Raw genomic sequence first — 23,006 nt, forward strand, 5'->3', positions numbered from 1 at the left:
TGTATTACACTCCCTTCTGTTTAGGAGTGGATTTCGTTGAAAATTGGAACACAAAATCAAGCATTTTTTCCAGAAAATATTAAAGAAAAATTTAAATACTTAAAAGAAATTGGTTTTGAAGGATTTGAAATCGATGGCAAGTTTTTAGTTGATAATTTAGAAGAAGTTAAGGAAGCAATTGCTGAGACTGGCTTACCGGTAACGACAGCTTGTGGTGGTTATTATGGTTGGATTGGTGATTTTATTGAAGAGCGTCGTTTAAAAGGTTTAGCAGATATTGAAGAAATTCTAAAAGCTTTAAAAGAAGTTGGAGGAAAAGGTATCGTTGTACCTGCAGCATGGGGAATGTTTACATTTAGATTGCCACCTATGTCTTCTCCAAGAAGTCTAGAAGGAGATCGTAAAGCAGTTACTGAATCACTAGTTTTTCTAGATAAAGTCGCAGGTGAAACAGGAACGACTATTTACTTAGAACCTTTAAACCGCTATCAGGATCATATGATTAATACTTTAGCTGATGCACGTAAATATATTGAAGATAATCAGTTTAAAAACGTTAAAATCATTGGAGATTTTTATCATATGAATATTGAGGAAGATGGTATTTCTGAGGCACTTCAAGCTAATCGTGATTTAGTTGAACATATTCACATCGCAGACAACCACCGTTTCCAGCCAGGAAGTGGATCTCTTGATTTCAAAAAGCATTTTGACCGACTTAAAGAAGATGGGTACGAAGGCTTTTTAACATTTGAATGTCGTGTAAGAGGAAATAACTTAGAAGATGAATATATTAAAGCATTTCATCATATAAAAGAAGCTTTAAAGGGTGAAGCATTGTGATTAAAAAGAAAGTAGCTATTATTGGCGGGGGCCAAATGGCTGAAAAAGTTCACGTTGCTTACTATAAAACTAGAGAAGATTTAGAAATAGTTGCCGTAGTCGGTGTAAATGAGGAAGCATTAAAGAGCTTTGCAGAGCGTAATGAGATTCCTAACTATTACACGGATGCTGCTGAAATGTATGCGAATGAAAAACCGGAAATTGTAAGTGTTTGCACCCCGAATAAATTTCATTTTGATAATGTAATGCAGGCATTAGAAAATAATTGTCATGTTTTTTGTGAAAAACCTCCTGCAATTTTGGCAGAGGATGCAAGAAAAATGCATGAAACAGCTTTAGAAAAAGGGCTTATCCTTGCTTATGATTTTCATCATCGATTTGCTGATGACGTAACGATTATAAAAGAAAAAATAGATCAAGGTTTATTAGGTCAAATTTATTTTGTAAAAGTAAAAGCTTTAAGACGTAATGGTATTCCTGGATGGGGTAGCTTTACTAATAAAGAAATTCAAGGTGGGGGACCTCTAATCGATTTGGGAATTCATATGCTTGATACTGCACTTTTCGTTATGAATTATCCAAAAGTAAAAAAAGTTACAGCAAAAATGTTTCAGAAGATTGGTACTAAGAAAGATGAAGGTGCATTTGGTAAATGGGACCCATCAAAATTTGAAGTAGAAGATTCTTTATTTTCTTATATAGAGTTAGAGAATGGATGTTTAATTCAGCTTGAAACATCCTTTGCATTAAATATAAAAGAAAAATCAGAAATGAATGTAGAACTATGCGGAGAAGAAGCTGGTGCAACAATGTTCCCGGCTGAAATCTATACGGATGAAAAAGGTGAGCTTGTATCCCTATTAAAGAGAGAAGAGGCTGACCCTGACCGTCATACTAAAAGTATGGCAGCCTTTGTTAATCGTTGCTTAGGACACAACGTTATGGTAGCAGATGGAGAACAGGGTTATGCTATTCAACGACTTGTTGAAGCGATCTATCAATCAGCTGAAAAAGGTGAGAGTATATCTTTATGAATGAAGTAAATGTAATTAATGAAAAACAATTTGATTTACAGTGTATAAATAAATATGCAACGATCATGGCTCTTGGAAATGGGTATTTAGGTTTACGTGCTAGTCATGAGGAATATTATTCTGAACAAACTCGTGGTATGTATGTGGCAGGTATTTATAATAAATTTACATCAAATGATATTACAGAGCTAGTCAATCTGCCAGATTTAGTTGGCATAAAAATTGAAATAAATAATGAAATATTTTCAGTTTTAACAGGAGAAGTACTATCTTATGACCGGACTTTAAATATGCAAAATGGAGAACTGACGAAAGAAGTTATCTGGAAAAACAAAGAAGGTAATCGCTTTTGTTTAAAATTCCAACGCTTTGTTTCAAAAGATAATTTACATTTACTTGCATCTAAAGTTAGTGTAGTCAGTTTAGATTGTAGTGCATCAATTAAAGTTACGACTGGTATCGATGCGCAAATGTCTAACTTTGGAAAGCAACATCTTTTAGAAGAAAATGTACGAGTTATTGATAGAAAAATAATGCATGCTGTATATAGAACAACTGAAAGCGATCACTCAATCGCAATCGCAACTTCATGTAAAGTTTCAAGTGAAAGTGATGTTTCTTTTGTGGCTAAAAACAGACAGCTTTTGACGATCATTAAACATGATTTAGTCGTTAACCAGCCGTTTGAATTAGAAAAAATAAGTGCTGTTTATACTTCAAATGACTTGTCTGTGGATGATCCAGCACTATCAAGTATTCATACTGTTCAAGAAAATCTTGATAATGGATACGATCGTCTATTAGTAAGCTCATCTATAAAATGGAATGAGTTTTGGAAAAAGAAACGCGTAATCATTTCTTCTAAAGAAGCTATAGATCAAGTAGCATTAGATTTTTCACTTTACCATATTGAAATAATGACACCTGCACATGATGATCGCTTTAGCGTTGGAGCAAAAGGATTAACAGGTGAAGGATACAAAGGTCATGTATTCTGGGATACGGAAATCTTTATTGCACCGTTTCATTTGTTCACTGATCCGGATGTAACAAGAAACTTATTAAGATATCGCTATCTTCATATTAAAGAAGCAAAAGAGAAGGCTACTAAAAATGGCTATTCTGGATCTTTATTCCCATGGGAAAGTGCATTTTCTGGTATGGAAGAAACGCCAGAATATGCAGCTATTAATATACTAACGGGTAAACGCCAAAAAGTAGCTTCAGCTCTTGCTGAACATCACATTGTTGCTGACATTGCATATTCGGTTATTCAATACTATGAAAATACACTTGATGAATCATTTATGGCAAATGAAGGGCTTGAATTACTAAAAGAAACAGCACGATTTTGGATAAGTCGTACGACAGAAGAAAATCAAGCACTTTCTATTAAAGATGTAATCGGACCAGATGAATATACTGAACATATTAATAATAATGCTTATACGAACTATATGGCTTATTATAATGTTCAACAAGCTTTGAGTTTTATGGGAAAATATAATAACATCGATGCTGAAATTATTGAGAGTGGTAAGGATTTTCTAAATCGACTTTACTTACCAAGACCAAATGCAGAGAATATTATTCCACAAGATGATACATTTTTATCAAAACCAGAAATTAATTTATCAAAATATAAACAAAAACAAGGTAGTCAGGCAATTCTTTTTGATTATTCACGTCAAGAAGTAAATGAGATGCAAATTTTAAAGCAAGCTGACGTAGTTATGCTATTATACCTTTTCCCTAACTTATTTGAAGAGGATGTTGTTAAAAAGAATTTGCACTATTATGAGGAGCATACAATTCATGATTCTTCACTTAGTAAAGCCATCCATGCAATTGTTGCTGCAAGATGTGGAGAAAAAGAAAATGCTTATCGATTCTTCCAAGAAGCTTGCTTAATCGATCTAGGTCCAAATCCGAAATCATCAGATGAAGGAATACATGCAGCATCTCTAGGTGCGAATTGGTTAGCAACCATATTTGGTTTTGCAAACGTTACGATAGAATCAAATAAGATAAAAATTAATCCTAACCTACCTAAAAACTGGGACAAACTTTCATTCCCGTTCCATTGGCAAGGTACAAATCTTGAGATTTCAATTACGCATGAATCTGTAACGGTAACAAAACAAACTGATACAGAAATTGTAATCGAAATTAATGGAGAATTATTTAACTTAACAGATCAAATTATCGCATCACTTTAAGGAGGAGGACAAATGAAAATAGTAATATTACCTGATTCCTTTAAAGAAAGCTTGGATGCAACGAATGTAGCTAATGCCATTCATAAAGGCTTTCATTCCGTATATCCGAATGCAGAGTATCATTTATTACCATTAGCAGACGGAGGGGAGGGCACTGTTCAAGCTTTAATCGCTTCAAATGGTGGAGAAGTAGAAACGATTAATGTAACAGGCCCTCTTAATGAAAGTGTTCAAGCTAAAATTGCATTTTCTAAAGATAATAAAACAGCATTTATAGAAATGGCTGAAGCCTGTGGTTTGCATCTTGTACCAATTGAAAAACGTGATCCTTTACAAACTACTTCCTTTGGTGTCGGAGAATTAATTCTTTATGCTATTGAGCGTGGAGCTTCTGAGCTTATTGTTGGTGTTGGAGGTAGTTCAACAAATGATGGTGGGATTGGTATGGCAACAGCGCTAGGTTACCAATTCTTCGATCAAAATGGTGAGAAAATTGAAAGCAATGGTGAGGCATTGTTAAGAGTAGCTTCAATGTCTGACGAAAACAAGTCACCACTACTAGACAATGTGAAAATCACTATTGCGGCAGATGTTGTTAATCCATTGATTGGAAGAAATGGAGCAACATATATATTTGGACCACAGAAAGGACTTTCTGCAGATCAATTAGCTACAATAGATGAAGCAATGGGAAATTTCTATCAGATTACTGAGCATTATCTAAATAAATCCGTCCAAGAGATTCCTGGTAGTGGAGCTGGTGGGGGCATGGGTGCAGGCCTAATGCTATTCGCAAATGCTTCAATAAAAAAAGGGATTGAACTGGTTCTTGAACAATTAAATGTTAAAGAAGTATGTAAGGATGCTGACATTGTAATTGTAGGAGAAGGTCGAATGGATGGACAAACAATTTATGGTAAAGCACCTGTTGGAGCGGCTGCTTGTGCCCCATCTAATGCGAAAGTAATTGCAATTTGTGGTAGTATCGGTGATGGAATAGAGGAATTGTATAAACACGGAATCGATGCTATTTTCCCTACGATTCCTGCAATCTTACCGATTGAAAATATTATGAAAAACGCATTTGAAAATATTGAGAGAACTGCAAGAAATATTGCTGTATTGTTAAAATAATTGAAAATAAAAAAGCAGAAAAACATTGTATGGTTTTTCTGCTTTTTTATTGGATTTGCCCTTCTTTTAAAAATGACGAGGGCAGTTCTTTATTAACAAAATAAAATTCAAATTCTAGATAAAACTTCCCCACTAATTGCTCCAACAAGTACAATAACCCATGGTGGTAATTTCATCATTACTAACATACTAAATAAGACAGCTACGATTAGAAAGTCAACAATCGAAAATACAGAGCTTATCCATATTGGATTAATAAAAGCTGAAATTAAGATCCCAACTACTGCTGCGTTTACGCCTAATAAAACTCTCCTTAATTTCGAACTACGACGCATACTAGCCCAAAATGGGAGAGTACCTAAAATAAGTAAGAAAGCTGGTAAAAAGATGGCAATTGTTGCAATTAAACCTCCTCGCCAGCCCATCATTACAGTTCCTAAGTAGGATGCAAACGTAAATAATGGTCCAGGTACAGCCTGCGTGACCCCATATCCAGCCAAAAATGTTTCTTTGTTTAGCCATCCAGTAGGAACAAACTCACGTTCAAGTAGAGGGAGAACAACATGGCCACCACCAAATACCATAGATCCTGATCTGTAAAAACTGTCAAATATAGAAATCCATTTTGACGATGTAAATGAACTAATTAAGGGTAATAAAACTAATAATATAAAAAATATAGCCAAACAAATGATTGAAACTTTTTTTGATATATTCGTAACTAATCCAGTTTTATCACTATTTTCATTATCCTGATATAGAAAATATCCGCAAATTGAAGAAATTAAAATGACAGCAATTTGAGTGAATGTCGTTTGCCATATTAGTGTAGCGATCATTGCAAACAAAGCAAGAGCTTTCCTTTTTAAATCAGGCGTCAAGTTCTTCACCATACCTAAAATAGCCTGTGCAACAATTGGCACCGCAACCAGTTTTAATCCATGGATCCAACCAGAATTTTTTAAATCCATATCTTGTAGTAATAATGCAAATAATATAAGTGCAATGACTGATGGTAATGTAAATCCAATAAATGAGACAATTCCACCTAAGACCCCTGCACGTATTAAGCCAATACCAATGCCAACTTGGCTGCTTGCTGGTCCAGGTAAAAATTGTGACAAAGCGACTAAATCAGCATAGTTTTGATCGTCAATCCACTTTTTCCTTCTTACATATTCTTCACGAAAATAACCTAAATGAGCGATCGGTCCACCAAAAGAAGTTAAGCCCAGTTTAGTAGAAACAATAAGTATTTCTAGCAAAAGAGATAACTTACTAATTTTATGTTTAGAATTCATATTCCCTCCAATCTGATACATAGAAATAGTATAGTTTGAATCAAAATCTAAACCAATCTCTTTTTATGAGAATTTACAAAAGATTAACAATCAAAGCTATTCTAATATCTGATAAACTATATATAAACTGTTTAAGTCTAGGAGGAATATAGATGGAAAGAATTGATATACAGTCATATGTAGAAAAGTATCCAATCCTAAAAAAACTGATGAACTTAGAGGAATACCTCTGGTTGAACCCAAATTTTGAGACGTTTCAAAAAGTAATGAAAATGTCACCACTTACTCAAGATGATGTAAACGACGCAGATGATCGATTAAAAAGGTTTGCCCCATATATATCAAAGGTTTTTCCAGAAACAAAAGATACAAATGGCATTATTGAGTCTCCTTTAGTACAAATTCCTTCCATGAAACAATCGTTAGAAAAAAATTATCAACAAACTATATTAGGAGAACTATTTTTAAAATGTGATAGTCACTTACCAATATCAGGGTCAATTAAAGCAAGAGGTGGCATATATGAGATATTAAAGCATGCTGAAAGCCTTGCTATAAAGCATCAACTATTAACGATTGAAGATGATTACTCAAAAATAGATAGTGATATTTTTAGAGATTTTTTCTCAAACTACTCAATTGCTGTAGGGTCCACTGGTAATTTAGGTATGAGCATTGGAATTATTAGTGCAAAGTTAGGTTTTAAAGTAACCGTACATATGTCTGCGGATGCAAAGCAATGGAAAAAGGACTTACTTAGAAGTAAAAACGTAAATGTTATAGAGTACGAAGCGGATTATAGTAAGGCAGTAGAAGAAGGACGAATTCAAGCAGAAGCAGATCCTAATTGTTATTTTGTAGACGATGAAAATTCAAATGATTTATTTTTAGGATATGCAGTAGCTGCTTCACGTTTAAAAAAGCAATTTGAAGAATTGAACATTACAATTGATGAAAATCATCCATTATTTGTTTATTTACCTTGCGGAGTTGGAGGAGGACCTGGTGGTGTCGCATTTGGTCTGAAACTATTATTTAAAGATAATGTTCATTTCTTTTTTGCCGAGCCAACGCATTCTCCTTGTATGTTGATTGGATTAATGACAGGACTTCACGATCAAGTTTCTGTACAAGATTTTGGCATTGATAATAAAACGGATGCAGATGGCCTAGCTGTAGGGAGACCATCTGGCTTTGTAGGAAAAATCATGGAGCCTTTTTTAAGCGGTAGCTATACAATAAGTGATGAAAAACTATATACCATGTTAAAAGAATTAGTCGATACTGAGGATCTTTATTTAGAACCGTCAGCACTAGCTGGTATGATCGGTCCAATAAAATTATTTAAAGAAGGCAAAGATTATTTACTAAAAAATAATTTATTGAAAAAAATGGAAAATAGTACCCATGTCGTTTGGGGTACAGGTGGTAGTATGGTCCCGGAAAAAATGATGAAAGAGTACTATCAAAAAGGGTCTCTTTTTAAATAAAATAGATAGTGTAAAATTTTATTAATATTTTAAAAGTGAAAAAATTCTTTTAATGCAGAATAATATGACATATATTTGTATATGTAAATAAGTTTTCTATTTAGATTTTGACGCAAGATATTTTCTTTTTAATTAGTTCTGTTTAAAAATTGATAAATTACTTTAAAAAAGCCATTCCGTCATGATCGGACTGGCTTCAGTGCACTTTATATAATACCCAATAGGGTATTGGAATACTCGGTTTTATCTTAATTACCTTAAACAGAGATTTCCGATTAAAAAGCACAAAACATATTCTCATTAGGAGCGATAAAATTGAATTTAGAAAAGTATTTTTCACAATTTAGAAAAGAGATTATTGGAAATGAAAAAACATTCTTATCTCCATTTGGTGAAAAGAAAATTATCTATTTAGATTGGGCTGCGAGCGGTAGGTTATATGGACCAGTTGAAGAAAAATTACTTACAACTTTTGGACCGTATGTTGCAAATACTCATACGGAATCAAATATAACTGGAAGCACGATGACGAATTGTTATCATGAAGCATTACAGATCATAAAAGAGCATGTTAATGCAAGCGCTTCCGACACAATTATAACTGATGGATCAGGAATGACTGGCGTTATGAATAAGTTTCAACGTATTTTAGGGCTAAAAATACATGAAAATTTCCACTTCCGTTTAAGTATACCTGAGGAAGAAAGACCAGTCGTTTTTATCACAAGTATGGAGCATCATAGCAATCATACTTCGTGGTTGGAAACGATTTGTGATGTAGAAGTTGTACCTAATTGCAGTAATAATGTAGTTGATTTACAATTTTTAAGAGAGCGACTTGAGTTCTATAAAAATAAACGAAAATTAATTGGATCATTCAGTGCTTGCTCGAATGTATCTGGATTAATTACCCCTTATCATAAGCTAGCTAGACTAATGCATGAATATAATGGCGTTTGTTTTGTGGATTTCTCAGCTTCTGCACCTTATGTTGACATTGATATGCATCCTAGTGATCCAATGGAAAAACTTGATGCGATTCTGTTTTCTCCACACAAGTTTTTAGGAGGGCCTGGTAGTAGCGGAGTTTTAGTATTTGACTCTTCGATGTATCAAAATAAAATTCCAGATCACCCAGGCGGAGGAACTGTAGAATGGACAAATCCATGGGGTGAGAAAAAATATATTAACAATATTCGTGAAAGAGAAGATGGCGGTACGCCAGGATTTCTGCAAACAATTAGAACAGCTCTTGCTATTAAGGTAAAAGATGCAATGGGTACAAAGAACATCTTAAACCGTGAAGAAGAATTAGAACACATCGTAGTAGATGAACTTAAGTCAATTGAAAATGTAGTGGTACTTGAAAATTCAAGCAATCCACGATTAGGTTTTTATTCTTTTTATTTAAAGGATATTCACCATAATTTAGTTGTTAGATTATTAAATGATCGTTTCGGAATTCAAGTACGAGGCGGCTGTTCATGCGCAGGTACTTATGGACATATGCTTCTGAATATTACAAAAGAAATGTCTAAATCAATTACAGATGAAATTGATAATGGAAATATTAGTGTAAAGCCTGGTTGGATTCGCATGAGTGTTCATCCAACGACTACAAATGAAGAGGTATTATTATTTACGAATGCTTTAAAAGATATTCTTCAAAACATTGGTGAATGGTCTAAAGACTATATTTATCTTAAAGAGAAAAATGACTACATCCATAAAGACGAAGTAGTTATGGATGTAGGGACTTATTTTGAGATGGAAATGACAGTGAAATCTTAAAATTTCAAAGTAACGAAAAAAAGATCACATTATTGTGATCTTTTTTGTTCATATCTACTTTTAACTTACTAAAAGAAGACTAAGTTATATAAAATTAATTGATTGACATTATACCCTATGGGGTATATATTACTTATATATTCTAAATAAATGGTTAAGCTTAGTTTTAAAATTTAGGGGTGATTTAATGAAATATGATGATCCAGTAAAAAATAGAATAAAACGAATTGAGGGACAGATTCGTGGAATTTTAAAGATGCTAGAAGAAGACAAGGACTGTAAAGATGTCATTACACAGTTATCAGCAGTTAAATCAGCTTTGGATCGTACGGTTGGCGTTATAGTAAGCTCGAATTTAGTTGATTGTGTCCGAAATGCGAATGAAAACGGGCAAGATGCTGAAGATTTAGTGAAAGAAGCAGTAAACTTACTTGTAAAAAGTAGATAATATATGGTTTGACACAATTTTTTATTTTTAATATCATATACCCATAGGGGTAATAGTATATATAAGATATATTTTTTTGTTTTGTTATATACCCTAGTGGGTATAAAGAATGAAAAGGAGAAAGAATATGACAGCTAAGAAAACAAATATCATTTTATTTAGTGGAGATTATGACAAAGCCATGGCTGCCTACATTATTGCGAACGGTGCTGCAGCTTTTGATCATGAGGTAACTATTTTTCATACATTCTGGGGTTTAAATGCTTTACGAAAAGGTGAACATATAGCAACAAAAAAAGGTTTTATTGAAAAGATGTTTGGAAAGATGATGCCTAGAGGCGCTGATAAAATGGGACTTTCTAAAATGAATTTTGCTGGTTTTGGACCAAAGATGATTAAGGATATCATTAAAAAGCATAATGCATTGCCTTTACCACAATTAATTGAAATGGCCCAAGAACAAGAAATAAATTTAGTAGCATGTACAATGACAATGGATCTGTTAGGTCTACAAACCGAAGAGCTATTAGAGAATATTCAGTATGCTGGTGTTGCCGCATACATTGGTGAAGCAGAAGAAGGTCAAGTTAACTTATTTATATAATTTAGAAAGGATTGGATAACATGAAAGAAATTACTGCGATTGAGCTTGAAAATAATTTAAAAACTGGAAAAGAAGTTACCCTTATTGATGTTCGTGAGGTAGATGAAGTTGCAGCAGGGAAAATCCCAGAAGCTATTCATATTCCACTCGGATTAATCGAATTTCGATTACACGAATTAGATAAATCAAAAGAATATATTATGGTTTGTCGTTCAGGTGCTAGAAGTGGCCGTGCAACAGAATTCCTTCAATCTCAAGGGTTTAACGTTAAAAACATGGTAGGCGGAATGCTTTCTTGGTTCGGTAACGTAGAATAATTTTTTTTGATTAAATAAATACCCCAAGTGGTATTCTAAGTGCGGAGGTCATAATATGGAATTCATTAAAACAAACATGAAATTAGATGCAAAAGGATTAGCTTGTCCAATGCCGATTGTAAAGACTAGAAAAGCAATGAAGGATTTAGATAATGGGCAAGTAATCGAGGTTCAAGCGACTGACAGAGGTTCAAAAGCAGACATTAAAGCTTGGGCGGAAAGCACTGGAAATCAATACTTAGGAACAATCGAAAATGGAGAAGTATTACTACATTATTTAAGAAAATCTTCAGATGAAAATACAATTGAAAAAAGATTTGAAAATGTCATTTCGAACGATCAATTAAGTCAAAAACTACAAAATGAAAATATAATCGTTTTAGATGTAAGAGAAGAAGCGGAATATGTATTTAATCATATACCAAATGCGGTATCAATCCCTTTAGGTGAATTGGAGAACCGTATGACAGAATTAAATAAAGAAAATGAAATATATATCGTTTGCAGAACTGGAAACCGCAGTGACCTTGCTGCTCAATTATTAGTTTCTAGCGGCTTTACTAATGTGTTTAATGTAATACCTGGAATGACTGAATGGTCTGGGCAAACAGCAAGAATAAAAGGTTAATTTAATTTTTTTTGAAAAAATTTATACTTTAGGGGGTATTAAGGATGGCAGTCACAGCAATGTCTGCAAAAGAGATTACAAAAAAAATATTCGATAAAGAAGAACTATTTATTTTAGATGTCCGAAATACTGACGATTATAACGATTGGAAAATAGAAGGTTCAAATTTTGAACATTTAAATATACCTTATTTTGATTTACTTGATGGGGTTGAAGATATTTTAGATAAGATTCCTACAAGTACAGATGTTTTAGTTGTGTGTGCTAAAGAAGGATCTTCCATCATGATTGCAGAGATGCTTTCAGACGAGGGACTAGACGTAGCTTACCTTAAAGGCGGAATGAAAGAGTGGAGTGAACATCTAGAACCAGTAAAAATTGCAGATCTGAAAAATGGTGGAGAACTGTATCAATTTGTCAGAATCGGTAAGGGATGTTTATCCTACATGGTTATTTCAAATGATGAGGCTGCTATTATTGATTCTACTCGAATGACGGATATCTATATTGATTTTGCAAATACAAAGAGCGCAAAAATTACAAATGTATTTGATACTCACCTTCATGCAGACCATATTTCTGGTGGAAGAAAAATTGCTGAGATTACGGGAGCAACATACTGGTTACCTCCAAAGGATGCTAAAGAGGTTACTTTTAAATACAGTCCATTAGAAGATGGTAATAAGGTAATGATTGGTCAAACAGCAATCAGTATTGAGGCTTTTTATTCACCAGGTCATACAATCGGATCAACTTCATTTGTTATTGATGAAAAGTTCTTACTTTCTGGTGATATTTTATTTATCGATTCAATTGGAAGACCCGATCTTGCTGGTATGGCAGAGGATTGGGTAGGGGACTTACGCGAAACACTTTATAAAAAATACCGAAATTTATCGCTTGAATTAATCGTGCTACCATCACATTTTATGGTGATTAGTGAATTGAACGAGGATGGTAGTGTTTATAAAAAATTAGGATATTTATTTGATCAGAATCATGGATTGAACATTGAGAGTGAAAGTGAGTTTAGAAAGTTAGTAACTGAGAACTTACCGCCACAACCGAACTCATATCAAGAAATCCGTGAAGTTAATATGGGCAAAATTAGTTTAAATGAAGAAAAACAGAGAGAAATGGAAATTGGTCCAAATCGCTGTGCAGTACGATAATGAGACTTGGAGGAGAATAGAATGGAAGCTACAAAATTATTAGATGCAAAAGGCTTAGCATGTCCAATTCCAATTGTAAAAACAAGAAAAGCAATTGCAGAGATTGAAGCAGGCGAAGTATTAGAAATTCATGTCACTGATAAAGGTGCTAAAAACGACCTTGCAGCTTGGGCTAAATCAGGTGGACACGAATTATTAAATTATACCGAAGAAGACAATGTTTTAAAATTTTGGATTAAAAAAGGTTAAGCTAATAGATTAATAGGAAAAGGAGAGGTAATAGTTACATCTCCTTTTCTATTATAGGAGGACTTTAAATGGAGTGGACCTTAATTTTAGTACTTTTCTTAGTTGGTTTTTTTGGGTCCTTTATTTCAGGAATGGTAGGAATTGGTGGAGCGATTATAAATTATCCAATGCTCCTATTTATTCCTCCATTATTAGGATTTGCTGCTTTCACACCACATCAAGTTTCAGGTATAAGTGCCGTCCAAGTAGTATTTGCAACTTTAGGTGGAGTATTAAGCTATCGTAAAAGCGGTTATCTAAACAAAAAAGTAATAGTAAGTATGGGAATAAGTGTACTAATAGGAAGTTTTCTTGGTGGATTCGGTTCAAATCTACTTTCAGAACATGGAATTAATCTTGTATACGGAATTTTAGCAATGATTGCGGTCGTTTTAATGTTTATTCCTAGAAAAAACGTCGAGATGTCAGCGGATGGTCAAATTTCAATTAATGTATGGCTTGCGGCTGGCCTAGCATTTGTTGTGGGCACTAGTGCAGGGATTGTTGGTGCAGGAGGAGCATTTCTGTTAGTACCAATCATGTTAACAATCTTAAAAATACCAACTCGTGTGACTATTGCATCGTCATTAGCCATTACATTTATCTCATCAATAGGCGTAACGATCGGGAAAATTTCTACTGGTCAGGTTGAAATTTTGCCGACAATTATTGTTGTAATTGCAAGTTTAATCGCTTCACCATTAGGTGCAAAAATAGGCAAACAAACAAAAACACAGGTTTTACGAGGGATTCTGGCAGTTCTAATTGGTTTTACTGCTTTGAAAATTTGGATTACGATTATAAAATCATGGATTAGTTGAATAAGGAATAACTATAAAAAACAGAAAAACTATTTTGGGAGTTTTTCTGTTTTTCTATTGGTCTTTAATATGGTGCTAGATGTGAGCTCCTTTTTGTTGCTTCTTATAGCAATATTCTTAAATAAAATTTGCTAATTTTGTACTATTTTAATTAAAATAGAACTAGTCGTTTTTTTAAGCCTTAACTAAAAATTAAATTGAAATGGAGAATGAATTAAATGTCAAATCAAAATGAAACGAACGCTTTACCGCCAAAAACATGTACAATTGAACGCCTTGTTACGCTTCAAGAGGATGTTGAAAAGGTATTGTCAGGACAAAAAACTGCTACTCGCCGAAATGGTAGATATGCAGATGTTGGGGAAGTGATGACCCTTCAAAATAATCAGTATGTTGTTGAAAAAGTTTATTCTCAAGCTCTTGGTGAATTGACAGATGAGGATGCTAAGCAGGAAGGCTATTCAACTGTAGAAGAGTATAAGCAATCCATCCTGTCAATCCATCCTGGAATGCCTTGGCTGCCACAAATGAGGGTATGGGTTCATGAGTTCCGTCTCATCCAAGATTAATTTAAATGCTGTATAGATTGCTTCTTTACATACATATTGCTAGTGTAATCTTATCGATTGGCCCTTTTTTTGTATTGATTCCGATACTCAAAAAGCTGCATACCTCGAAGTCTGCGATACAACAGAGCTATTTGGATGTATTCCGGTTTGCTGTTAGATTGGCAAAGCATGCTGGGCATGTACTGGTTGGATCAGGGGTTTTGTTGGTACTAGTGGGTCATTGGTCGTGGAAGACATCTTGGATTGTGATGACCATTCTTCTTTTGGTGAGTTCATTATTTTTCCTAGCTAGAGCCTTTTCACCGACCATTCGGAAATTCAGTGAACCTACCCATGATCAGAGAATGCTGATTCAGAAGCTTCGTCGATCTATCTGGATTTACATCGTTCTTTTGATGGTTATGCTATGGTTTATGGTAGTAAAGCCTGCATTATGGTAGGCATAATTCAAAAAAGCAGACAGGTTCTCGTTTATCGTAGAAGCCTTGTCTGCTTTTTTGTCTTTCTCTTAAATGAAATACTAATAAAAACTCAAAAAAATAAGTATCCTGACCTATTTCGGACGGTATATGAAATAGTTTTTTTTGATTTGAATATATAGGTCCTAAGGAGTATATAAAGCAGTGTTCGTAAAAAAATGTTATTTACAAACACAATTTTCACAAAAAAATTTAAAAATAATTCTTGACGGATTCTAAAAAGAGGGATAACATGAACTCAATAATTTAAAAACTTAATAAATTCTATTACTTATCCAGAGAGGTGGAGGGACTGGCCCTGCGATACCTCGGCAACGGGTTTGTTGTTTCGTAACAAATACCGTGCTAATTCCTGCAAATCGTTCAAGCGATTTGAAAGATAAGAAGTAAAGTGGCTTATATATTATAACCCCTCTTCTTATCTGTTTTATTGGATAAGAAGAGGGGTTTTTTGATGTGGTGGCATAGGAGAAAAAGGGGGAAATATCGTTATAAATCCTAGTTTTCAAATCTGTTTACTTAGTTATGGTGATTGAAATAACTTGCAATGGGGGAAGTAATTTGATTGAGATAAAAAATGTCTCCAAGGTTTATCCTGGAAGACCACCAATTAAAGCTTTAAATAATATTAATATGAAAATAGAGAAAGGGGAAATCTTTGGGATCATTGGTTTTTCCGGAGCAGGAAAAAGTACATTGATTCGTTGTTTAAATAGACTTGAAGAGCCAACAGAAGGATCAGTTCTCATTGATGGATTGGACCTAATGACATTAAAAGATGAAGAGTTACGTAAGACACGTAGAAAAATTGGTGTCGTATTCCAACACTTTAATCTACTTTCTGCTAAAACGGTATTTGATAATATAGCAATGCCGCTATACCTTGAAGGAAAAAAGAAACGGGATGTTCAGGAAAAGGTAATGGAGTTAATTGAATTTGTTGGACTTACAGGGAAGCAAGATGTATTTCCGGGGCACTTATCGGGAGGACAAAAGCAAAGAGTGGGAATAGCAAGGGCACTCGTAACAGATCCAGATCTTTTGCTATGTGATGAAGCTACATCTGCATTAGACCCTGAAACAACAAAGAATGTATTAGAGCTTTTAAGGGAGGTAAATAAATCCTATAATCTTACAATTTTCCTTATTACCCATGAAATGAGTGTAATTCGTGATCTATGTGATAAAGTGGCGGTCATTGATGATGGTGAAATTGTCGAGGAAGGTAATGTTTATGACGTTTTTACGAATCCACAAAAAAGTATTACAAAGAATTTTGTTAACACTGTCTTACTAAATGAGGTGCCGCCTAAGTTATCCAAATCATTATCAAAGGGAAAATATTATCAATTAGTCTTCCTAGGTGACAAGGCAGGCAACCCATTATTATCAGAGGTTCTTAAAAAATTCGATATACATTTAAATATTCTTTATGGATCGATTACAGAGTTACAAGAAAGACCTTATGGGAATTTGCTTGTGGCACTAGAAGGAACAAAAGAGGAAAGCGCAAAAGCTATTAAATTTATTTCGGAAAAGGGGATAGATGTGAGGGAGGTTGAGTTAAATGGAGCTTAATTGGGAATTCTTTTGGCCGCAGTTTTTGCAGGCAACTCAAGATACATTTCTAACTGTGCTAGGATCATTTATTTTTGGCACAATCATAGGATTGCCTTTAGGTATTATCCTAGTTGTAACAAGGCCAGGTCATATAATGGAAAACAAACCTTTATTTACGTTGTTAAATACCATTATTAATATTGTTCGATCTGTTCCATTTATTATTTTGCTAGTTGCCATTATTCCATTTACTAGATTATTGACGGGAACGTCCATTGGAGTAGTTGCTGCAATTGTTCCACTTTCAATCTTTGTAGGACCATATTTGGCAAGATTAATTGAGAACTCCATGTTAGAAGTAGATAAGGGAGTGCTGGAAACAGCCTATTCTATGGGAGCAACAAAGTTTCAAATTATCGTGAAGTTCATTTTACCTGAAGCGATTCCATCGTTGATTCTTTCATTTACAACAGCAACGATTGGATTGATTGGATCGACTGCGGCAGCTGGTGCTGTTGGTGCTGGTGGATTAGGTGACTTAGCTATTACATATGGTTATCAACGCTTTGAAACATTGGTTATTGTCATTACAGTTGTATTACTAGTAGTTATTGTTCAACTCATACAAAGTTTAGGAAATACGTGGTCAAGATACGTAAGGAGGAAAAGAGGATGAAAAAGTTTTTTACTATTTTTGCAGCATTATTATTAACAGTTTCGGTATTATCAGCATGTGGTTCTAACGCATCATCAGGTAATGGAAAAGAGAGAACAGTTAAGATTGGTATTAACGGTGATGACTATGAACTTTGGAATATTGTACAAAAACAAGTGAAAAATGATGGCATTAAATTGAAAATCATTTCATTTTCAGATTATGTTCAGCCTAACACAGCACTTAATGACGGTAGCCTTGATTTAAATTCTTTTCAAACGATTACTTATATGAACCAATTTAAAGGCGATCATAATTTAGATATTTCAGCAATTGGCTCGACAGTGATTGCGCCAATGGGGATTTACTCACATAAATTTAAAAAGCTAAGTGATATTCCAGATGGAGCAACGATTACGATACCAAATGATGTTACAAACGCGGGCCGTGCACTTAAACTATTACAATCTTCAAAGTTAATTAGTTTAGTAGATAATTTTGACCCTAAAGGAAGTATTGAACAAATTAAAGAAAATCCTAAGCATCTAAAAATCAAACCGATTGCTGCAGGGCAAACTGCTAGATCATTGGATGATGTGGCAGCAGCGATCATCAATAATGGATTCGCCGTTCAAGCGGGCTTAGACCCTGCAAAGGATCCACTTTATAAAGAAGATCCTAATGATAAAGCAGCTATGCCGTATATCAATGTTATTGCATCCCGTACGAAGAATAAAAATGACAAGGACTTTGCAAAGATTGTAAAGGCCTATCAATCAAAAGAAGTTCATGATTACATTATTAAACGTGACAAAGGTGCTACAGTTCCAGTATTCATTTCGATTGATAAAATTAAAAATCTATAAAGCTAGTTCATGCTTATTTAAAAGAATGGAAGGGAGATCTCTAAATGACAGTCAAAATTGAAACACAAAGAGAAAAAATTGTGAAAAGTATTGAGGAATCGAAGGAAGTTTATCTTGAAATTAGCCACAAAATTCATGAGAAACCTGAAATTGGCAATCAAGAATTTTTTGCATCAGAAACACATACTAAAATTCTAGTAGAAGCTGGATTCGATGTCACGCGTAATATTGCAGGACATGAAACAGGCTTTGTAGCAAGGAAAAAGTCGTCTAAGCAAGGCCCAACCATCGCTTTTTTAGCAGAATACGATGCACTACCTGGTCTTGGTCATGCATGCGGACATAATATTATTGGAACAACAAGTGTGGCAGCAGGAATCGCCCTTGCTGAGGTCATCTCTGAAACTGGAGGAGAGGTTGTCATATTTGGAACACCTGCAGAAGAGGGTGGACCAAATGGAAGTGCAAAGGGGAGTTTCGTAAAAAATGGATTACTAGAAGGTGTTGATGCAGCTCTTATGCTCCACCCAAGTGGTAAAACAGGTTTGTCGAGTCCATCGTTGGCAGTAGATCCATTAGACTTCCATTTTTATGGAAGAGCAGCTCATGCTGCTGGGTCACCAGAACATGGAATTAATGCCTTAGATGCAGTAATCCAATTATTCAATGGCATTAATGCTCTTCGTCAGCAACTTTCTAGTGATGTTCGCATACACGGAATTATCACTCATGGAGGCGATGCACCAAATATTATTCCAGAGTATGCTTCAGCAAGATTCTTCATCCGTGCTAGTACTTGGAATCGTACGGAGGAAGTATCTACTAAGATTCGTAATATTGCCGAAGGAGCAGCACATGCAACTGGTAGTACTGTGAAAATTGAAAGATTCCAAAATGAAGTCCATGATTTTATTATCAATCAATCTCTTGATGAGATTGTTGGTGAGGAACTAAGACTATTGGGGGAAGTAGTGAATAGCAAAAGCGGCGGGCTTGGATCTACTGATGCCGGAAATGTAAGCCATGTTGTTCCGACTTCTCACGCATATATTAAAATTGGACCTGATGATTTAATTGCTCATACAAATGAATTCCGTGAAGCTGCGAGATCGCCACTTGGTGATCATGCTCTAGTAACGGGTGCAAAAGCATTAGCTCTAACGGGCTATCGTTTAATAACTGATAAAAACCTTTTGGAAAAAGTTCAAAATGAATTTCAACAAACAGAAAAATAGTTAGATTGAACGGTCAGAAAGATGGACGGAATTACCATCTTTTTGACCGTTTTATTTTTGAAAGTTCAATTATTTTAACATTCCCCCATTACAATTTTTATCTAAACGTAATCCTAAGTTTACTAAATCTTAAATTTTAAAGATTAAACTAAAACTTAGAAATGTTTTCTACAAGTTAATCACTCTATAAATCTTTGATAGGGGTAATTTAATATGGCTTCTTTAAGTAAAGTAAAAGATTTATCAGATGATAGTGTTAAATATGCACAACAGCATCTAGCAAACGAAAGGACATATTTAGCATGGCTGCGAACTGCAATATCAATTACTGGTGTAGGATTTTTAACAACTTCACTACACTTTACAATTAAAATTAGTGATAACCAGTTCATCAATACATTAGCAATTTTTCTTGGCATATATGCATGTGTTGTTGGTTTAATTTCTGGAGTATTAGCCACTATTCAGTACAGTAAAAAGCGGAAAGAAATTCAAAATGGAAAATTTATACCTGCCCATCATTCAATTATTCTTGTATCAATTTTATTTTCTTTTTTACTATTCATGATTGTGCTGTATTTGTCTTTATTATTATTTAACTAAACGTGAATAGTATCAGTTTTTTCGCTGTTTTTTTTATAGGGATATTTTTATAAAAATCGAATATTACATAAAGTGGACACTAAAATGAATGGAGTGATTGATATTTTTTATCCTGAGTCTAGGTTTGAATCGATTAATGGAATGGAGCTTCATTTTACGGAATGGGGAGAAAGAAAAAATCCAACAGTTGTTTGCTGGCATGGATTAACCAGGAATGGTAGGGATTTTGATATTTTAGCTCGTCATTTAGCTAAGGATTACCATGTCATTTGTCCAGATACGATTGGGCGAGGGTTAAGTCAGTGGAGTACTTCTCCTGAGCAAGATTACTGTTTTGAAAACTATGTAAATCTAGCGATTGGTTTATTAGACCGTTTAGAAATTGAACAAGTTCATTGGGTAGGGACTTCGATGGGTGGAGCAATTGGAATGCGACTTGCTGGCACGCCGAAACATCTAAATCGAATTTCTCATTTAGTCTTAAATGATATCGGGGCAGGAGCGTCAGAAAACCAACCACAAGATATTGAAGGAATTAAAAGAATAATTAGCTATGTTGGTACGCCACCTCAATTTAAAACATTTACTGAATTGAAGAATTACTATAAGTTAATTTATCATTCATTTGGTGTTTCGAATGAAGAAGAATGGAATGATTTTACGCAAAATTCTTGCCGTAGAAGAGATGAGGGTGGAATTGGTCCAGATTATGATCCTAAAATTGCATTACAATTTCAGCATACTGAAGATTTAACTTTGTGGAATTACTGGGAATCTATTCAGTCCAAGATTTTACTCATTCGAGGAGAAGTTTCGGACGTCTTGCCACTGGATGTAGCATTAAAAATGAAGGGAACGCAGAAGTTTCAAATGGAAACAATACCTAAAGTTGGTCATGCCCCTGCTTTAAATACAAATGAGCAAATCTCAATTATTGATAAATTTTTAAAAGAAGTATAGATTTATTTGATCTATTTGAAATTGTGGGTTGTTCCTTTTGTCGAGTTAACTGACTAAGGAGCGGCATTTTTTATTGAAAATATAATTGATGAACTATGTGGGGGGATCATACCTTTACTATATATTTGTAGTTAATATCTTTGCCCTTTTTTATAAATATTAAGTAGATTTTTCCAATATAGTAAGAATTAGGTTATACTTGCAGGTTTTCCGTTTGTGAATAGCCAATATTGTACAATTTTCAAGTCATAATACCTTAACTGGTACGGGTAATTTTTCATCTTAATTGCGGTTTTTAGATATTTAATTGCAGTTTTGCTATTTTTATTTGCGATTTTCGAATTTTAATTGCAGTCCATTTACGTATACAGAAAAGAGAAAGTAAAAAAAGATTGAACAAATGTCATTCAAACATCTGTTCAATCTTTTTTGGTTCAATTTATTATTTAAAGAATGTTGCCCAAAGTAAATATACATTTAATACTGCAATAACTGAAGCAATCGACCAAGCGACTGATTTTAACCATGTTTTATTAACGAATTTACCCATTTTCTTAGCATCACTAGTGAACATGACTAATGGTATAACCGCGAAAGATAACTGTAAAGACAAGATTACCTGACTTAGTATTAATAAATCTGCAGTTCCATTTGCTCCATAAAAATAAGTGACGATAAGAGCAGGTGTAACAGCGATTAAACGAGTAATCATTCTTCTAATCCAAGGTTTAAGCTTAATATTTAAAAAGCCTTCCATGACAATTTGCCCAGCTAGCGTACCGGTTAAAGTAGAATTTTGACCTGAAGCCAATAATGCCAATCCAAAAAATGTACTTGCTAAAGTCGTTCCAAGTAATGGAGTAAGAAGCTGGAATGCATCTTCAATGGATGCTACATTTGTATGACCCGATTTGTAGAAAGTTGAAGCAGCTAATATTAAGATCGCTGCGTTTACAAACAATGCAATCATTAATGCAACTGTTGAGTCAATTGTCGCAAATTTAATTGCTTCTTTTTTACCAGCATCAGATTGTTCAATCTTTCTAGTTTGAACGATTGAAGAGTGAAGATATAAATTATGAGGCATAACAGTTGCCCCTAAAATTCCTAAAGAAATATAAAGCATTTTTGGATCTGTAATAACTTGAGAACTTGGAATAAATCCACCAAATACAGCTTTTATATCAGGTTGAGACATGATCAACTCAAATACAAAGCTACCTGTAATTAAAATGATTAAAGAAATAACAAATGCTTCGATATATCTAAATCCTTTGTTTTGTAAAAGTAAAACAAGTAATATATCTAAAGTTGTCAAACAGATTCCATAAAACAAAGGAATACCAAATAATAGATTTAAAGCGATGGCTGACCCAATTAATTCAGCTAAATCACATGCAGCAATTGCGGCTTCACAAAGTAACCAAAGTATAAATGATACAGGTTTACTGAAATGGTCTCGACATGCTTGAGCTAAATCTCTACCAGTAACGATACCCAATTTAGCAGCTAATGATTGTAGAATGATGGCCATTAGATTAGAAATTAAAATAACAGATAATAAAGTGTAATTAAAAGCAGATCCGCCTGCTATTGATGTTGCCCAGTTTCCAGGGTCCATATATCCAACTGCAACTAAATAACCTGGTCCTGCAAATGCAAGAAACTTTCGGAAATTACTAGCTTTCTTTGGAACAGATAATGAACGATGAACCTCTTGCAAACTAGGTTGTGTAGGTTCCTGTCTCCAGCCGGCTTCGTTATATATGACTTTTTCTTGTGATTCTTGTGACATGTTTCCCACCACCTCATTTATTGTACACATCAAATAGTTTTTCCCTAGGGAAAGTTTTTAAATTATATGCTGATTTTAACACAATAGTTCCCAAATGTAATAAAAAATTTTTGATAACTTCGTAAATTTTTAGTAAACAGATAATATACGTAGAATATTTACCTTGTCTTTGTTTCTGCTTTTTTACTATTTCT

23 protein-coding genes and 1 riboswitch are annotated in these 23,006 nt (G+C 34.1%); of the genes, 21 read left to right on the forward strand and 2 right to left on the reverse strand.

What is annotated here, in order from left to right; genetic code table 11:
• Window positions 1–36 precede the first annotated feature (36 nt).
• From COJ46_RS05310 to COJ46_RS05325, 4 genes are read left to right on the forward strand one after another with little or no spacing between them, the layout of a single operon-like run.
• On the forward strand, window positions 37–843 hold the full coding sequence (locus COJ46_RS05310) for a sugar phosphate isomerase/epimerase family protein (RefSeq protein WP_097976742.1): 807 nt from the start codon (window positions 37–39) through the stop codon (window positions 841–843).
• The gene (locus COJ46_RS05315; RefSeq protein WP_097976877.1) at window positions 843–1,877 is read left to right on the forward strand and encodes a Gfo/Idh/MocA family protein; all 1,035 of its coding nucleotides are present in this window, start codon (window positions 843–845) and stop codon (window positions 1,875–1,877) included. Before COJ46_RS05310 ends, COJ46_RS05315 begins: the two co-directional genes overlap by 1 nt.
• Window positions 1,874–4,096 carry a glycoside hydrolase family 65 protein gene (locus COJ46_RS05320; protein WP_097976740.1) on the forward strand — a complete coding sequence of 741 codons (2,223 nt, stop codon included), beginning with the start codon at window positions 1,874–1,876 and terminating at the stop codon, window positions 4,094–4,096. The genes COJ46_RS05315 and COJ46_RS05320 overlap by 4 nt, the downstream gene beginning before the upstream one ends.
• 12 nt (window positions 4,097–4,108) lie before the next feature.
• Complete coding sequence (locus COJ46_RS05325; protein WP_097976739.1) at window positions 4,109–5,230, forward strand: glycerate kinase; 1,122 nt, start codon at window positions 4,109–4,111, stop codon at window positions 5,228–5,230.
• Window positions 5,231–5,337: 107 nt separating this feature from the next.
• Here the strand turns inward: COJ46_RS05325 and COJ46_RS05330 are convergent, their stop codons facing one another.
• Window positions 5,338–6,531 carry a chromate transporter gene (locus COJ46_RS05330; protein WP_097976737.1) on the reverse strand — a complete coding sequence of 398 codons (1,194 nt, stop codon included), beginning with the start codon at window positions 6,529–6,531 and terminating at the stop codon, window positions 5,338–5,340.
• Between the two features lie 152 nt (window positions 6,532–6,683).
• On the opposite strand from COJ46_RS05330, the gene COJ46_RS05335 reads away from it, so the two are divergent.
• The 17 genes from COJ46_RS05335 (at window position 6,684) to COJ46_RS05415 (ending at window position 21,017) form a co-directional block, all read left to right on the forward strand.
• Window positions 6,684–8,021 carry a D-serine ammonia-lyase gene (locus COJ46_RS05335; protein WP_097976736.1) on the forward strand — a complete coding sequence of 446 codons (1,338 nt, stop codon included), beginning with the start codon at window positions 6,684–6,686 and terminating at the stop codon, window positions 8,019–8,021.
• A 315-nt stretch (window positions 8,022–8,336) separates the two neighbouring features.
• Window positions 8,337–9,812, forward strand: coding sequence for an aminotransferase class V-fold PLP-dependent enzyme (locus COJ46_RS05340; RefSeq protein WP_097976734.1), 1,476 nt, complete (start codon window positions 8,337–8,339; stop codon window positions 9,810–9,812).
• A gap of 187 nt (window positions 9,813–9,999) precedes the next feature.
• Window positions 10,000–10,260, forward strand: coding sequence for a metal-sensitive transcriptional regulator (locus tag COJ46_RS05345; RefSeq protein WP_097976733.1), 261 nt, complete (start codon window positions 10,000–10,002; stop codon window positions 10,258–10,260).
• A 127-nt stretch (window positions 10,261–10,387) separates the two neighbouring features.
• Complete coding sequence (locus COJ46_RS05350) at window positions 10,388–10,864, forward strand: DsrE/DsrF/DrsH-like family protein (RefSeq protein WP_097976731.1); 477 nt, start codon at window positions 10,388–10,390, stop codon at window positions 10,862–10,864.
• A gap of 20 nt (window positions 10,865–10,884) precedes the next feature.
• The gene (locus tag COJ46_RS05355; RefSeq protein WP_097976730.1) at window positions 10,885–11,181 is read left to right on the forward strand and encodes a rhodanese-like domain-containing protein; all 297 of its coding nucleotides are present in this window, start codon (window positions 10,885–10,887) and stop codon (window positions 11,179–11,181) included.
• A gap of 55 nt (window positions 11,182–11,236) precedes the next feature.
• Window positions 11,237–11,809 carry a sulfurtransferase TusA family protein gene (locus COJ46_RS05360; RefSeq protein WP_097976728.1) on the forward strand — a complete coding sequence of 191 codons (573 nt, stop codon included), beginning with the start codon at window positions 11,237–11,239 and terminating at the stop codon, window positions 11,807–11,809.
• 44 nt (window positions 11,810–11,853) lie between these two features.
• Entirely contained in the window at window positions 11,854–12,981 is a 1,128-nt protein-coding gene (locus COJ46_RS05365) for an MBL fold metallo-hydrolase (RefSeq protein WP_097976726.1), read from the forward strand.
• 21 nt (window positions 12,982–13,002) lie between these two features.
• Window positions 13,003–13,230, forward strand: coding sequence for a sulfurtransferase TusA family protein (locus COJ46_RS05370; protein ID WP_088014286.1), 228 nt, complete (start codon window positions 13,003–13,005; stop codon window positions 13,228–13,230).
• A 68-nt stretch (window positions 13,231–13,298) separates the two neighbouring features.
• Complete coding sequence (locus tag COJ46_RS05375; RefSeq protein ID WP_097976724.1) at window positions 13,299–14,090, forward strand: sulfite exporter TauE/SafE family protein; 792 nt, start codon at window positions 13,299–13,301, stop codon at window positions 14,088–14,090.
• Window positions 14,091–14,308: 218 nt separating this feature from the next.
• Window positions 14,309–14,659 carry an ASCH domain-containing protein gene (locus COJ46_RS05380; protein WP_097976722.1) on the forward strand — a complete coding sequence of 117 codons (351 nt, stop codon included), beginning with the start codon at window positions 14,309–14,311 and terminating at the stop codon, window positions 14,657–14,659.
• Window positions 14,660–14,664: 5 nt separating this feature from the next.
• Entirely contained in the window at window positions 14,665–15,099 is a 435-nt protein-coding gene (locus COJ46_RS25340) for a hypothetical protein (protein WP_097976721.1), read from the forward strand.
• Between the two features lie 307 nt (window positions 15,100–15,406).
• Window positions 15,407–15,524, forward strand: a riboswitch (SAM riboswitch).
• Window positions 15,525–15,699: 175 nt separating this feature from the next.
• Window positions 15,700–16,716 carry a methionine ABC transporter ATP-binding protein gene (locus COJ46_RS05390; RefSeq protein WP_097976719.1) on the forward strand — a complete coding sequence of 339 codons (1,017 nt, stop codon included), beginning with the start codon at window positions 15,700–15,702 and terminating at the stop codon, window positions 16,714–16,716.
• Window positions 16,706–17,374 (forward strand): methionine ABC transporter permease, encoded by a 669-nt coding sequence (locus COJ46_RS05395; protein ID WP_056467650.1) that lies wholly within the window; start codon window positions 16,706–16,708, stop codon window positions 17,372–17,374. The genes COJ46_RS05390 and COJ46_RS05395 overlap by 11 nt, the downstream gene beginning before the upstream one ends.
• A complete protein-coding gene (locus COJ46_RS05400; RefSeq protein WP_097976717.1) occupies window positions 17,371–18,219 on the forward strand; it encodes a MetQ/NlpA family ABC transporter substrate-binding protein in 849 nt (282 codons plus the stop codon). Before COJ46_RS05395 ends, COJ46_RS05400 begins: the two co-directional genes overlap by 4 nt.
• 44 nt (window positions 18,220–18,263) lie before the next feature.
• Window positions 18,264–19,454, forward strand: a complete 1,191-nt coding sequence (locus tag COJ46_RS05405; protein WP_097976715.1) for a M20 family metallopeptidase — start codon at window positions 18,264–18,266, stop codon at window positions 19,452–19,454.
• Window positions 19,455–19,667: 213 nt separating this feature from the next.
• Window positions 19,668–20,057, forward strand: coding sequence for a YidH family protein (locus COJ46_RS05410; RefSeq protein WP_097976713.1), 390 nt, complete (start codon window positions 19,668–19,670; stop codon window positions 20,055–20,057).
• Between the two features lie 84 nt (window positions 20,058–20,141).
• Complete coding sequence (locus tag COJ46_RS05415; protein WP_097976712.1) at window positions 20,142–21,017, forward strand: alpha/beta fold hydrolase; 876 nt, start codon at window positions 20,142–20,144, stop codon at window positions 21,015–21,017.
• 442 nt (window positions 21,018–21,459) lie between these two features.
• Here COJ46_RS05415 and COJ46_RS05420 read toward each other — a convergent pair whose 3' ends face one another.
• The gene (locus COJ46_RS05420; protein ID WP_097976710.1) at window positions 21,460–22,812 is read right to left on the reverse strand and encodes an Nramp family divalent metal transporter; all 1,353 of its coding nucleotides are present in this window, start codon (window positions 22,810–22,812) and stop codon (window positions 21,460–21,462) included.
• Between the last annotated feature and the right edge of the window lie 194 nt (window positions 22,813–23,006).

The sequence above is a fragment of the Bacillus sp. AFS077874 genome, from assembly GCF_002566505.1.
Classification (GTDB): domain Bacteria; phylum Bacillota; class Bacilli; order Bacillales; family Bacillaceae_G; genus Gottfriedia.